This is a genomic window from Chelonobacter oris (assembly GCF_000772535.1).
Classification (GTDB): domain Bacteria; phylum Pseudomonadota; class Gammaproteobacteria; order Enterobacterales; family Pasteurellaceae; genus Chelonobacter; species Chelonobacter oris.
On record NZ_JSUM01000003.1, the window covers coordinates 307,046 to 320,760 of the forward strand.

The following is a 13,715-nucleotide window of genomic DNA, read 5'->3' on the forward strand; positions in this document are numbered from 1 at the left end:
TTAGAGGAAAGAGCGGTACGGCAATTCCGGTTCATCAATGAAAATATCGTCAAAACCGCGCCAATGTTGGAAATACATTTTGGCTTTGTCGGTCGGGAAGGTGTATTTGCCGCCGACTTGCCAGAAAAAGGGTGCAAATTGGTAGCCTAAACGATTCTTTTTCATTTTCCATAACACTTCAATTTCACGCGGATCGCTTTGGAAATTTGACCAAATATCATGGTGAATCGGGATTACCACTTGCGTATTTAAGCATTCTGCGGCACGCAGTATATCGGACGAGGTCATTTTATCGGTAACGCCGCGCGGATTTTCGCCATAGGACATCAAGGCGACATCAATTTTGTAGTCGTTGCCGTGTTTAGCGTAGTAATTGGAATAATGGGAATCGCCGGAATGGTAGAGATTGCCGCCGTCGGTTTCAAACAGGTAATTCACCGCACGTTCGTCCATGCTGTCGAGAATACTTTTATCTTTGGAGGAAACGCCTTGCGGCAGGGTGACAAGTGCGGTGCGGTCGAATGCGTCCAGTACCCGCACTTTCACATCACCGATTTCAATCACATCGCCGACTTTTGCCGTAATGCAACGTTCGGCTGGCACGCCCCATTTCGTCCATAAATCGACACAGGCTTTAGGGCCGATAAATTTGACGCTATCGCTGCAATTTTGCAGAACCGCCGCTGCCACATTCGGATCGATGTGATCGGCATGATCGTGCGTGGCCATAACGGCATCGATTTCTTTAATCGCAAACGGATCCAACACGAATACCGATGTTCTCAGGTTAGGCTGTAAATTGCGAACGCCGCCCATTCTCATCATTTGGTGCTGCTTGTTCATCAGGGGGTTTTTGCCGCTTCGTTTACCGGTGCCGCACCAGAAATCCACTGAAATATTGGTATTGCCGGCGGTTTTCAGCCAGATTCCGGTACACCCCAGCCACCACATAGCGAACGTGCCTTTTTGCACGTGTTCTTTTTCGATTTGCTCATTAAGCCATGTTCCCCATTCAGGGAATGTGCTTAATATCCATGATTCGCGAGTGATTTCATTAACTTTACTCATAATAGTTACCTTTTTTAGATTAACGAACAATGTGTTACGACTCGCTATCACTGCAAATTGACTGACTACACTAAAAGGACTTCAACCCCTTTTTCCCGTAGTGCCGAAACGATTTCCGGGTCGGCATCTTTGCCGGTAATAACGATATCCAATTTTTCTGCCGGCGAGAATAGTGTGCCTATTCGTTGTCCGACTTTTGAGCTGTCGACCAGTGCGACCACCTTGTTGACATGATCGAGCATTTTTTGCTCCACCATGGCAGAAAGCAGATCGACTTTAAACAACCCTTCTTCACTTAAACCGCTGCCGCTGGTGAACATATAGTGTCCGGCATAAAAAGCATCGGTTTTTTGCTCTGTGGTTAAGAACAGGCTTCTTTCTTTATAGTATTGACCACCCAAAACTACCAAGTTTTCATGATTTTGCTCAATCAAATAATTTAACAGCGGGAAGTAATTGGTAATTACCTGCACGGACTTTCCGCAAATTTCCTGCCCCAACATAAATGCAGTAGAGCCGCAATTGATCACAATACTGTCGCCGCTTTTACAAATTTTTGCCGCCTGTTTGGCTATACCGGCTTTTTCGTCGTAATTGCTCGCTTCACGGATAGTCAATGGCGACCAATCGGCATTTTTATTTTCTTCACTCGGAAAAGCGCCGTTGCGCACCTTTTTCAATTTTCCCAAGGTATCCAGTTTGGTTATGTCTCGTCGTGCCGTCGCCGGCGAAATACCAAAGTTTTGAACGATTTCCGCAACCGTCACCGAACCTTGCTGTTCAAGCAGTTCCAGCAGGGCATGCTGTCTTTGTAATTCAGTCATAAAAACCTCACAATGATTGTTGTGTGATTTTTCATTAATATAGCAATCACACATATGATTATCAATGATTTTTTACTCAAAAATGCTCATAAAGAGCGGTTTTCTTTGTAATCTATTGATTATAAATAAATTAAATTTTATTTCAGATTTTTTATAACACCTTAATGATAAGTTAAAACAAGAAAATTTTAGATCTGGATCACATAAAATCAAAAATAATCTTTATTTAATCACTAATAATGACCTATTCTGTGTGCCAAGAATCAAGGCCATATTGAAAATTTCATTTGCTTCGATTCGCTGGCGCACAAAAAGGTCATCATTTCTGATCATTAATCCCATCATCTCTATGGAGTGAATCATGGAAACACTATATAACATATTTTATATATTCTACAGCCAAGTTATGACAAAAGCCCCTTTATTGTTGGGGCTGGTGACTTGCATAGGTTATATTCTGTTAAGAAAAGACACGACAACCGTGTTGAAAGGCTCGATCAAAACCATTGTCGGTTTTATGTTGGTTCAAGTCGGTGCTTCGACGCTGGTCGGCGGGTTTAAGCCGGTGATTGAAAAATTATCCGAATATCACCATTTGACCGGTTCGGTGATTGATCCCTATACCAGCATGATGGCAACTATGGAAACGATGGGTGATGATTACTCTTGGGTCGGCTATGCAGTGCTGTTGGCACTGGCGTTGAATATCTTATTAGTGGTTTTCCGCCGTTTTACCGGCATTCGTACGATTATGCTGACCGGACATATCATGTTCCAACAAGCCGGACTGGTGGCGGTTTTTTATCTGGTTATCGGTGCTTCAATGTGGGAAACCATCATTTATACGGCGATTTTGATGGCGTTATACTGGAGTATTTCATCGAATATCATGTATAAAGCGACACAAGCCGTGACCGGCGGCGCCGGTTTTTCTATCGGGCATCAACAACAGTTTGCCTCTTGGATTGCCACCAAAATTGCACCGAAACTAGGGGATAAAAACGATTCCGTCGATAATTTGAAATTACCGAAGTGGCTGCATATTTTTCATGACAGCATTTCCGCCACGGCAATCGTTATGACCGTCTTTTTTGGCATTATCCTGCTTTCGTTCGGGCTGGAAAATTTACAGGCAATGGCGGGCAAAACCCATTGGACGATTTATATTTTAGAAACGGGGCTAAAATTTGCGGTGGCGATTCAAGTGATTGTTGCCGGTGTGCGTATGTTTGTTGCCGAGCTTTCCGAAGCATTTAAAGGGATTTCCGAGCGCATTATTCCGAATGCGGTGTTGGCGATTGACTGTGCCGCAATCTATGCTTACTCGCCGAATGCGATGGTATTCGGTTTCATGTGGGGGGCAATCGGGCAGTTTGTGGCGGTAATCGGACTATTATTGTTTGATTCGCCGATTATGATTATTCCCGGCTTTATTCCGATGTTTTTCTCCAATGCGACTATCGGCGTATTTGCCAACCATTTCGGCGGTTGGAAATCGGTGATGAAAATCTGTTTTGTGATGGGGATTATAGAAGTGCTGGGTTCCGCTTGGGCTATCCGAATTTTTGCCGAGAATGGTACGCCGTTTAACGGTTGGATGGGGATGGCGGACTGGGCGTTAGTGTTCCCGCCGATTTTGCAAGGCTTGAACAGTATTCCGTTTTTCATCTTTGTGATTATCGCACTGGCAATGGTTTATATGACATTTGCCGCTAAAAAACTACGGGCGGACGAAGCGGCGGCAGCGGCTGCCGGAAAAACACTGGATCAAATGGACGGTTACGGCTTGGATTATGATGTCAATGAAAATGCGGCGGACGGCATAATCGAAAACGACGAGAATCTGAATGATATTAAACCGGTGCGGGTATTGGCGGTGTGCGGTAACGGTCAGGGTTCTTCTATGATGATGAAGATGAAAATCGGTGCTTACTTGGATAAAAAAGGTATTCCGAATATTATGGATTCCTGTGCGATTTCCGATTACAAATCCAAACTCGACAGCACTGATATTATTGTTTCGTCTAAACATTTGGCGGGAGAGATGCAGGTGCCGGAAAATAAAGTGATTCTTGGGGTGCAAAATATGTTGAACCCGAATTCTTTCGGCGAAGAACTGATTGCGATTATCCAACAGCGTTTTAATATCAAATAATACATACCGAATGTCGGCATCGGGCGTTGCCGACAATAAAAGAGAGGGAATCAAGATGAATTTAAAACAATCACTGATTGAAAATGATTCGATCAAATTGAATCAATATGCCGACACATGGCAGCAGGCAATTAAAATCGGAACCGATCTATTGGTCGCTTCCGGTGCGGTAGAGCCGCGTTATTATGAGGCGATTATCAGCAGTATCAATGAATTGGGGCCTTATATCATTCTTGCGCCCGGTTTGGCGATGCCGCATGCCCGTCCGGAAGACGGGGTCAATAAAACCGCCTTTGCGCTGGTGACATTAACCGAGCCGGTCGTATTTGAAGGGGAAGATACCCCGGTCGATGTCTTTCTGACCTTGGCCGGCAGCACGTCGGATCAACATATGCAAGGTTTAATGGAAATCACGCAGGTGCTTGATGATGAACACAGTGAAACAGGCGTTGACTTGGCGAAAATAAAGGCTTGTAATAGCAAAGAAGAGATTTATCAAGTCATTGACGACGCACTCAACAAGGCATAACCGTTTATTTTGATTAATTACATGAAGAGAGGATGTATGACAAAACCATTACTGCAAATTGCACTGGATTCTTTAAATTTGGAAACCGCACTTTCTACGGCGGAAAACGTGGCGGGCTATGTGGATATTATCGAAATCGGTACGATTTTGGCTTTTGCCGAAGGTATGCAAGCCGTTAGTGCGCTCAGAAAGGCACACCCTAAACACATTTTGGTTTGTGATATGAAAACCACTGACGGCGGGGCGATTCTGGCGAAAATGGCGTTTGAAGCCGGAGCGGACTGGATTACCGTCTCTGCCGCCGCACATATTGCCACCATCGGCGCCTGTAAAAAAGTGGCGGATGAATTCCAACGTGAAATTCAGATCGAACTTTACGGCAATTGGACGTTGGACGATGCGCAAAACTGGGTTGATTTAGGCATTACCCAAGCGATTTACCATCGTTCACGCGATGCGGAACTGGCGGGTGTCGGCTGGACTGAACAAGATTTGGTCAAAATGAAACAGCTGTCGGATTTGGGATTGCAGTTGTCGATCACCGGCGGCATTGTGCCGGAAGATATCCACCTGTTCGCCCCGATCACCAATGCCAAAGCGTTTATCGCCGGCCGTGCATTGGTCGGTGATAAAGGTAAAGCGACAGCTGAAGCCATTCGCAGCGAAATCGATAAATATTGGGCATAATCTTATTACCCTCAACCTGCCCGTAATAAGGGCAGGTTTTTTTATGCGTTATCCCCGTTTTTCCAATATTGGGAAAAGGTCATTTTCGCTTTTAAATATTTGGGCGCAACGACTATGCTGCAATAGCCGCTGTTCGGATTTTGCCGGAAGTAGCCTTGATGGTACGCTTCAGCCGGATAAAATGTTGTGACAGGGCTTAATTTCGTCACAATCGGCCGTGAAAAGTGCGGTTGCAGCTCGGCGATCATACGTTCGGCCAGCTGCTTTTGTTGCTCATTCAGATAAAAAATCTCACTGCGGTATTGTGTGCCGATGTCATTGCCTTGGCGATTTAATTCGGTCGGATTGTGAATGGCGAAAAAAATTTCCAATAGCGCCTGATAATCGATAACGGACGGATCAAATTCGATTTTCACCGCTTCGGCGTGTCCGCTGTCCGTGTCGCACACTTGGCGGTAAGTCGGGTTTGCTGCATGTCCGCCGATGTAACCCGATACCGCACTTTGCACCCCGTTGATTTGATTGTATACCGCTTCAATACACCAAAAGCAGCCGCCTGCCAAAATTGCTGTTTGCATAAGATTTCCCGTTAGTTGTGTCAGCTCGGATCATTTTGCGTCAAAGTGCGGTAGAGTACAAGACGCAAGGTATAAAACGACTGCCGAATTAGGCGGTTTGTGCAATCGGCTATTGTATTCCTCGGCAAACCTTGTTATTGTCAGCGCATTTTATTATGTCCGCGTCTTGTGAACCGAAAACGGTAACAAGGCAAGGCATTGAATAATGATAGGAAAAAGATGAGTAAATCATTAGTTATTGTGGAATCCCCGGCAAAAGCAAAAACGATAAATAAATATTTGGGGAAAGATTATGTAGTGAAATCCAGTGTCGGCCATATCCGTGATTTGCCGACGGCAGGATCATCCAACGGTGAGAAGCGTAAAGCGGTATCGACCAAAGGCATGAGTGCGGAAGAAAAAGCGACCTTGAAAGAGAGCCGCGATCGCGAAGCATTGGTAAAACGCATGGGGATTGACCCTTATCACGGCTGGAAAGCCAATTACCAGATTTTACCGGGCAAAGAAAAAGTGGTTGCCGAACTGAAATCGTTGGCGAAAAAAGCCGATCATATTTATCTCGCAACCGACTTGGATAGAGAAGGGGAAGCGATAGCCTGGCATTTGCGTGAAGTTATCGGCGGCGATGATGAACGTTATAGTCGCGTCGTTTTTAACGAGATCACCAAAAATGCGATTAACAACGCCTTTAATAAACCCGAGCAGCTGAATCTGGACAGGGTGAATGCGCAGCAAACCCGCCGTTTTTTAGATCGGGTAGTGGGTTTTATGGTGTCGCCGTTATTATGGAAAAAAGTGGCGCGCGGTTTGTCGGCGGGGCGGGTGCAGTCGGTGGCGGTGAAATTGCTGGTTGAACGTGAACGTGAAATCAAGTCGTTTGACCCGAAAGAGTTCTGGGAAGTCGCGGTGGAAACCCAAACGACTCAGAAGCAGGGAATTCGTCTGGATGTCGCCCAATTCAACGGCAAAAAATTTGAACCGGTCAACCAACAGCAGGCGGATATCGCCGTTGCCGCGTTGCAGAAAGCGGATTATATCGTCAGTGCGCTGGAAACCAAACCGACCAGTTCGCGCGCCAAAGCGCCGTTTATTACCTCAACCCTGCAACAGGCGGCAAGCACCCGGCTCGGCTTTGGGGTAAAGAAAACCATGATGTTGGCGCAACGCCTGTATGAAGCCGGTTATATCACTTATATGCGTACCGACTCGACCAATTTGAGCCAAGACGCACTGAATATGGCTCGCAGCTATATTGAAAAACAGTTTGGCAAAGCCTATTTGCCGGAAAAACCGAATTTCTATTCCAGTAAACAGAATGCGCAAGAGGCGCACGAAGCGATTCGCCCGTCAGACGTGGCAGTCAAGGATAATGACCTCAACGGCATGGATAAAGATGCGGTGCGGTTGTACGATTTGATCCGACGCCAGTTTTTGGCGTGTCAAATGCCGCCGGCGCAATATGATTCGACCACACTGACCGTGCGGGCAGGCGAGTACGAGTTGAAGACCAAAGGCCGTATCTTGCGTTTTGACGGTTGGACCAAAGTGTTGCCGGTCATGGGCAAGAGCGCAGAAGATCAAGTGCTGCCGCAGGTGGCGGTGAACGAAAAGCTGAATTTGGAAAAAATTCTGCCGCAGCAGCATTTCACTAAACCGCCGGCACGTTATACCGAAGCGGCACTGGTGCGTGAATTGGAAAAGCGCGGTATCGGCAGGCCGTCCACTTATGCGGCGATTATTTCAACCATTCAGGAACGCGGTTATGTACGGGTGGAAAATCGCCGTTTTTATGCCGAAAAAATGGGGGAAATTGTCACCGATCGTTTGAATCAGTCATTCAGTGAATTAATGAATTACGACTTTACCGCCAATATGGAAGATCAGCTGGATCAAATTGCCAACGGCAATGCCGACTGGAAAACGGAATTAAACCAGTTTTTTGCCGATTTTTCGCAAAAACTGACCACCGCCGAACTGAATGAGCTGGACGGCGGTATGAAGCCGAACAGTTTGGTGGAAACCGAGATTAAATGTCCGACTTGCGGGCGCAATATGGCGATCCGCACCGCCAGCACAGGGGTATTTTTAGGGTGTACCGGTTATGCATTGCCGCCGAAAGAGCGCTGTAAGACGACGATTAACCTGATTCCTGAGGCGGAATTGTTAAATGTGTTGGACGATGATTCGGAAACCGATGCGTTGCGTAAACGCAAACGCTGTCCGAAATGTCATACCGCAATGGACAGTTACCTGATTGACGGTCAGCGCAAACTGCATATTTGCGGTAATAATCCGAATTGTGACGGCTACTTGATCGAAGAAGGGACATTTAAAATCAAGGGCTATGACGGTCCGGTGGTCGAATGCGACAAGTGCGGTGCCGATATGCATCTGAAGTTGGGACGTTTCGGCAAATATATGGGGTGCACCAACTGTTCCAATACCCGTAAGATTTTGAAAAACGGGGAAGTCGCACCGCCGAAAGAAGATCCGGTTGCATTTCCGGAGTTACCGTGCGAGAAATCGGATGCCTATTTTGTATTGCGTGACGGGGCGAGCGGTATTTTCATGTCGGCACACAACTTCCCGAAATCACGTGAAACTCGCGCACCGTATATTGAAGAGCTGGTTCGTTTTAAAGATCGTTTACCGGAAAAATTCCATTACTTGACGGAAGCGCCGACAGTAGACAGCGACGGTAATAAAACCATCGTCCGTTTCAGCCGCAAGGAAAAGCGGCAGTATGTGACGTCGGAAAAAGACGGCAAAGCAACCAAATGGATTGCGGATTATATTGACGGCAAATGGCTTGAAAGAAAAAAATAGGGCTATCTTGATAATCGCTCGTAAAAACCGACAAAATCAACTAAAAAGAGAGGTTTTCCTCTCTTTTTTTCTCATCTACAGCCAAGTTAATGATAATGTTGCATTAATTTTGTGATCTCACACATATTTTTCCGGATTGGTGATTGCACATTGCTTAAGTTTATTTCAGTATAATCAATAAGTTGACCAATTTAATCAAGAACCGGTCAGCTTAATCGCCGGATAAAGAAAAAATGAGGTTGCAGTATGCAAATTGGAACAGTTAAATGGTTTAACAACGCAAAAGGGTTCGGATTCATTGCGGAAGACAGTGGTGCGGAAGATATTTTCGTACATTACTCAGTGATTGAGATGGACGGTTATCGCTCTTTGAAAGCCGGTCAAAAGGTGCAGTTTGAAGCTATTCACGGCGATAAGGGGTCTCACGCCACCAAAATCGTGCCGGTGCCGTTAGAATAAAATCCGTCGGCTAAGTGATAAAAAACGGACAATGCTTATGTCCGTTTTTTATTATTTCGCTTTAAAAGCTAGCGTTGATATTTGCCGGCCATACTTTGATAAATCGCATTTTCATAGCGAAGTAAATCGTATTTTGCCTGTAAAATATTGAGCTCGGAATTTTGTTCGGTGGCAAGTGCGGTCAGCCAGTCTTTCATGGCGGCAACACCGGCATTATATTGCAAACGGTAGGTGTTGCTGATATTGCGGTCATACTGGTATTTTTGATTCAGGTTGCGATGACTTTGCTGTGCCAATTGATAGGCTTTATAGTTGTTGTCAATTTCATTCAAGGCAGTGGTAATGCCCTGCTGGAAATTCAGTTTGGCTGTTTCATAGGCGGCTTCGGACAGTTTGACGTTCCATTTCACCCGGTTCCAATCTAAAAACGGTAAATTGATGCCTACCGTGCCGGCACTTAGCGGTACATCGAACATATTGCCGCCGGTTGTTCCGCCGGTCGTCAGGCTTGCACCGAGCGTAATACTCGGATACCAGCTTTTTTCCATGGCGTTGAGATCTTTAAAAGCGGAGCTCAGCCGATATTGATACGCTTTTAAATCCGGACGGTTGGCAATCGTCGACAGCGGAATATTCAGATTAACCGATTGCAGTTTTAAGGTTTTTAGATTAACCGCACTTAATCCCGGATTTTGTTGCGGTTGCAGATTTAAAAGATTACGCAGCATGGTTTCGGCGGTTTGCAATTGGGATTGGTATGAAATCAATTGATTCTCGGCGGATAATACCGCTTGACGAGACTGATCCGCATCCAGTTGCAGCGTCATGCCTTGATTGACTTGATTTTGAGTGATGGCGGTGATTTGGTTGTAAGTATTGATATTGCTTCTGACAATGTCAGCGGCTTGTTTTAAGTAGGCTATTTGATAATAGGTGTCGATCACTTGATTAATCAGGGTGAGTTTAACGGCGTCCAGATCGGATTCGGTCGCTTTGTGTTCCCATTCGGCGGCATTGGCGCTGTCCGCCAGTTTGCGCCATAAATCAAGCGTATAATTGATGCCCAGTGAGCTGCCGTAAGTGCGGGTGGATACGCCGCTTTCGGTATTCTTTTGTATCCTGCCGGAAAGCGAGCCGCTGAAGGTCGGTACTAAATCCGCGCCCAGCAGGTTGGCATTATATAAGGCGCGATTGACGTTAACCGCCGCTTTCGCCAAATCCAGATTATTGGCAAGTGCGGTGTCAATCAGGCGGTTAAGCTGGGCGTCATGATATTGTGTCCACCAGTTTTGATTGATTTGATATTGTTCGGTCAGCTGTCGATATTGTTCGAACTGCTGCATTTCCTGACGATAGCTTTGTTGGTTTTCATTGTTGGCACAAGCCGCCAAAAAGCCGCTAAACAATAGGACGGCAGCGGTGCGGTTGAGGTATGGTATCGAAATCATATTGTTGTTATTCCCTTGAAAGTGCGGTAATCGGGTTTAATTGTGAGGCATTTTTGGCCGGAAGAAAACCAAAAATCAAGCCGATCAAGCTGGCGCAGATCACGGCGGCAATGATGGAAGCCGGCGAGAACAGCATCGTAAAATCGCTCATGAATGTGTTAAACAGCAAGCCGACAAAATAGGACAGGACAATCCCGACCACGCCGCCGATAACACAAATCAGCGTAGCTTCAATTAAAAATTGTTGCAGAATATTCGATTGTCTGGCGCCGACTGCCATGCGGACGCCGATCTCTTTGGTGCGTTCGGTGACGGAAACCAGCATGATATTCATCACGCCGATACCGCCGACAATCAGTGAAATCAAGGCAATAGACGAAATTAACAGTTTCATGGTGTTGGTGGTGCTTTCAATCGTTTGTTTGATGGTATCGGTATTCATCACAAAGAAATCTTTTGTGCCGTGCCGCATGGTCAGCAATTGGGTCAGATTTTTTTCGGCAATTTGCGTGTTGATGTTGTTTTTCACTTTGACGGTAATGGAGTCAATGGTTTTTTCACCGGAAATTTTATTCATTGCGGTCGTGTAGGGAATCCAAATCGTCAAATTGCTGCTCATCATGCCCATATTATTGTTGGTGGCGGCAACACCGATAATTTTTAACGGCTTTTTATCGATCATGATAATTTGCCCCAGCGGGGATTTGTCGGGAAACAGCTCACGCTGTGTATTTTCATCGATCACCGCGACTTGACTGCTGTTTTTGACATCGTCCTGATTAAATACTTGTCCTTGTTTCAAGGTTAACCCTTTGACGTTGAAAAATTGATCGCCAACGCCTCTAACCTGCGCACTGACCGCTTTACTGCCGTAGGTCAGCGTGCCGCTGACGGCACTGTTCGGTGTGGCACTTTCAATATAATGTTGTTTTGCCAGTACGTCCGAATCTTGAACCGTGAGGTTTTTACTGCGGTTTGCCCGCCGATCGCCGAAACCGGTACCGTTATAAATATCCATGGTATTGGTTCCCAACGAATTGATATTAGAAAGGATTTTTTGCTGTGAACCGTTGCCGATAGCCACCACGCAGATCACGGAAGTGATGCCGATAATGATGCCGAGCATGGTCAGCAGGGAGCGCATTTTATGCGCCAAAATCGCACTGACCGACATGTTGAACGATTCCACCAGCTGATCCTTGAGGCGGGAAATGCGATTTTTCTGAATGCTGACGGCGATATCTTTCTCGATAATTTCATCGGAACGACGGGAATCATTGATGATTCGTCCGTCCTTGATTTCGATGATGCGGTTGGCATAATCGGCGACATCTTTATCGTGCGTCACCAAAATAATCGTGTGTCCTTCACGGTGCAGATCCTGCAAAATTTGCATCACCATTAAACCGCTCTTGGAATCGAGCGCGCCTGTCGGCTCATCGGCAAGAATCACTTCGCCGCCGTTCATCAGTGCGCGCGCGATACTGACCCGTTGCTGCTGACCGCCGGAAAGCTGATTGGGTTTATTGTCGAATTTATCGCTGAGATTGAGTTTTTCCAACAGGTTTTTGGCTTTTTGCAACCGTTGGTCATGCGGCAAACCGGCATAAACCGCCGGCAATGCAACATTTTCGACCGCATTTAAGGCGGAGAGCAGGTTATAACGCTGGAAAATAAAGCCGAATTTTTTCTGACGCAGATCAGAGAGCTGATCACGCGACAGCGGTGAGGTTTCCACACCGTCAATTTTATATGAACCGTCACTGGCGGTATCCAGACAACCGAGGATATTCATTAAGGTCGATTTGCCGGAACCGGACGTACCCATGATGGCAATAAAATCGCCTTTTTTTATTTGCAGATCAATATCTTTCAGGATATGTACCCGATTATCGCCTTCACCAAAATATTTGTTCAGCCTGCCGACGTCAATAATATTCATGTTGACACCGTCCGATTAAAAGCGCATGCGCATCTGGCCGCTATTGCCGACGGATTCGCCCGCTTGCATTTCAGCGGAAATGACGTTGTCGCCCTCTTGCAAGCCTGACAACACTTGGGTGTTGATGTCGTCACTGATCCCGATTTCAATGTCACGGGTTTCCGCCGTGTTGTTTGCCGTCAATACCCGCACTTGATATCGGTTGCCGACTTTTTGAATCGCCATGGTCGGAATCGCCAACGTGTTTTCCACATCGACAATTGTTATCGTATTTTGTGTGGTCATGCCGATTCGCAATTTTTCATCAGGATTATCGATCAGGATATTGGCATAGAAATAGACGGCGCTGCTGTCGCTGGCGGATTCGTTATATTCGTTATCGGTCAAGGTGGTCAGCGCCGGATCGATGGAAACGATTTCGGAATGGTACGCCTGATTCGGCTCGGCCAAGGTGGTAAACCGCACTTTCATGCCGGCGTTGACTTTGGTGATATCGCCTTCCGAGATTTCGGCTTTGATCAGCATTTTACTCAAATCGGCAATCTGTACGATAGTCGGTGTGGTTTGGTTGGCGTTCACGGTTTGTCCTTCGGATACCGGAATGGAAATAATCGTGCCGTCAATCGGGGCGACGATTTGGGTATAGTCCAAATTGGTTTGTGCCGTCGCAACCGAAATCTCGGCTTGTTTAATCGATGACTCCAATTGTGCGATGCCGGATTGCGCATTGGCAAGATTAACGCGTGCCGTTTCAAGGCTGTCCTGAGTGGCGGATTTCTGCTTGTACAGGCGGTTAATCCGATCATAAGAAGACTGCATAGCGACAAGATTGGCTTTCGCCGCTGCCAATTGCGCCTGATAGGACGCTTGCTGTGAAAGTGCGGTACTCAACGCATTGTCCTGATTTTTGGAATCAATTTCGGCAATCAGATCCCCTTTTTTGACTTTTTGCCCCAGCTGTACATGAATCTTTGTCAATTGACCGGAGACTTGGGCGCCGACTTCCACGCGGTTATTGCTGCGCACCGTACCGGTGGCGATAACGCTGGCGGAAAGTGCGGTGCGCTTAACACGCTCAGTCATGTAGGTGGTGTTGTCGTTATTATTGCTTTGGCTTTGCAGGTAATGGTAACCGCCAAAAAGAGTTGCCAGCACAAGAACGGCAATAACAACGGTTTTTCGTTTGTTCGGGTTCATAG

At 46.4% G+C, this 13,715-nt stretch carries 11 protein-coding genes; 5 read left to right on the forward strand and 6 right to left on the reverse strand.

Annotated features, from left to right (window positions below):
* Both ulaG and ulaR read right to left on the reverse strand, forming a co-directional pair.
* Complete coding sequence (gene ulaG / locus OA57_RS02840) at nt 1–1,068, reverse strand: L-ascorbate 6-phosphate lactonase (protein ID WP_034613169.1); 1,068 nt, start codon at nt 1,066–1,068, stop codon at nt 1–3.
* 65 nt (nt 1,069–1,133) lie between these two features.
* Nucleotides 1,134–1,892, reverse strand: a complete 759-nt coding sequence (ulaR, locus tag OA57_RS02845; RefSeq protein WP_034613586.1) for an HTH-type transcriptional regulator UlaR — start codon at nt 1,890–1,892, stop codon at nt 1,134–1,136.
* 361 nt (nt 1,893–2,253) lie between these two features.
* Here ulaR and OA57_RS02850 point away from each other — a divergent pair, with 361 nt between their 5' ends.
* The 3 genes from OA57_RS02850 to OA57_RS02860 are packed head-to-tail and all read left to right on the forward strand — an operon-like array spanning nt 2,254 to nt 5,263.
* Nucleotides 2,254–4,047: a PTS ascorbate-specific subunit IIBC gene (locus tag OA57_RS02850; protein ID WP_034613172.1), complete on the forward strand. Its 1,794-nt coding sequence runs from the start codon at nt 2,254–2,256 to the stop codon at nt 4,045–4,047.
* A 55-nt stretch (nt 4,048–4,102) separates the two neighbouring features.
* A complete protein-coding gene (locus OA57_RS02855) occupies nt 4,103–4,576 on the forward strand; it encodes a PTS sugar transporter subunit IIA (protein WP_034613175.1) in 474 nt (157 codons plus the stop codon).
* Between the two features lie 36 nt (nt 4,577–4,612).
* Entirely contained in the window at nt 4,613–5,263 is a 651-nt protein-coding gene (locus tag OA57_RS02860; RefSeq protein ID WP_034613178.1) for a 3-keto-L-gulonate-6-phosphate decarboxylase UlaD, read from the forward strand.
* 41 nt (nt 5,264–5,304) lie between these two features.
* Here the strand turns inward: OA57_RS02860 and msrA are convergent, their stop codons facing one another.
* Nucleotides 5,305–5,841: a peptide-methionine (S)-S-oxide reductase MsrA gene (gene msrA, locus OA57_RS02865; protein WP_034613181.1), complete on the reverse strand. Its 537-nt coding sequence runs from the start codon at nt 5,839–5,841 to the stop codon at nt 5,305–5,307.
* A 219-nt stretch (nt 5,842–6,060) separates the two neighbouring features.
* On the opposite strand from msrA, the gene topA reads away from it, so the two are divergent.
* Together topA and cspD are read left to right on the forward strand one after the other, a co-directional pair.
* Complete coding sequence (topA, locus tag OA57_RS02870) at nt 6,061–8,667, forward strand: type I DNA topoisomerase (RefSeq protein ID WP_034613184.1); 2,607 nt, start codon at nt 6,061–6,063, stop codon at nt 8,665–8,667.
* A gap of 246 nt (nt 8,668–8,913) precedes the next feature.
* Nucleotides 8,914–9,126, forward strand: a complete 213-nt coding sequence (gene cspD / locus OA57_RS02875) for a cold shock domain-containing protein CspD (protein WP_034613187.1) — start codon at nt 8,914–8,916, stop codon at nt 9,124–9,126.
* 68 nt (nt 9,127–9,194) lie between these two features.
* On the opposite strand, the gene tdeA is transcribed toward cspD, so the two are convergent.
* From tdeA to OA57_RS02890, 3 genes are read right to left on the reverse strand one after another with little or no spacing between them, the layout of a single operon-like run.
* A complete protein-coding gene (gene tdeA, locus OA57_RS02880; RefSeq protein WP_034613189.1) occupies nt 9,195–10,574 on the reverse strand; it encodes a toxin/drug exporter TdeA in 1,380 nt (459 codons plus the stop codon).
* A gap of 7 nt (nt 10,575–10,581) precedes the next feature.
* A complete protein-coding gene (locus OA57_RS02885) occupies nt 10,582–12,516 on the reverse strand; it encodes a MacB family efflux pump subunit (protein WP_034613191.1) in 1,935 nt (644 codons plus the stop codon).
* 15 nt (nt 12,517–12,531) lie between these two features.
* Nucleotides 12,532–13,713, reverse strand: a complete 1,182-nt coding sequence (locus OA57_RS02890; RefSeq protein ID WP_034613193.1) for an efflux RND transporter periplasmic adaptor subunit — start codon at nt 13,711–13,713, stop codon at nt 12,532–12,534.
* Between the last annotated feature and the right edge of the window lie 2 nt (nt 13,714–13,715).

Bases quoted from the DNA above. Each gene is read 5' to 3' on its own strand.
- ulaG (WP_034613169.1), bottom strand. From the start codon at position 1,068: ATGAGTAAAGTTAATGAAATCACTCGCGAATCATGGATATTAAGCACA.
- ulaR (WP_034613586.1), bottom strand. From the start codon at position 1,892: ATGACTGAATTACAAAGACAGCATGCCCTGCTGGAACTGCTTGAACAG.
- OA57_RS02850 (WP_034613172.1), top strand. From the start codon at position 2,254: ATGGAAACACTATATAACATATTTTATATATTCTACAGCCAAGTTATG.
- OA57_RS02855 (WP_034613175.1), top strand. From the start codon at position 4,103: ATGAATTTAAAACAATCACTGATTGAAAATGATTCGATCAAATTGAAT.
- OA57_RS02860 (WP_034613178.1), top strand. From the start codon at position 4,613: ATGACAAAACCATTACTGCAAATTGCACTGGATTCTTTAAATTTGGAA.
- msrA (WP_034613181.1), bottom strand. From the start codon at position 5,841: ATGCAAACAGCAATTTTGGCAGGCGGCTGCTTTTGGTGTATTGAAGCG.
- topA (WP_034613184.1), top strand. From the start codon at position 6,061: ATGAGTAAATCATTAGTTATTGTGGAATCCCCGGCAAAAGCAAAAACG.
- cspD (WP_034613187.1), top strand. From the start codon at position 8,914: ATGCAAATTGGAACAGTTAAATGGTTTAACAACGCAAAAGGGTTCGGA.
- tdeA (WP_034613189.1), bottom strand. From the start codon at position 10,574: ATGATTTCGATACCATACCTCAACCGCACCGCTGCCGTCCTATTGTTT.
- OA57_RS02885 (WP_034613191.1), bottom strand. From the start codon at position 12,516: ATGAATATTATTGACGTCGGCAGGCTGAACAAATATTTTGGTGAAGGC.
- OA57_RS02890 (WP_034613193.1), bottom strand. From the start codon at position 13,713: ATGAACCCGAACAAACGAAAAACCGTTGTTATTGCCGTTCTTGTGCTG.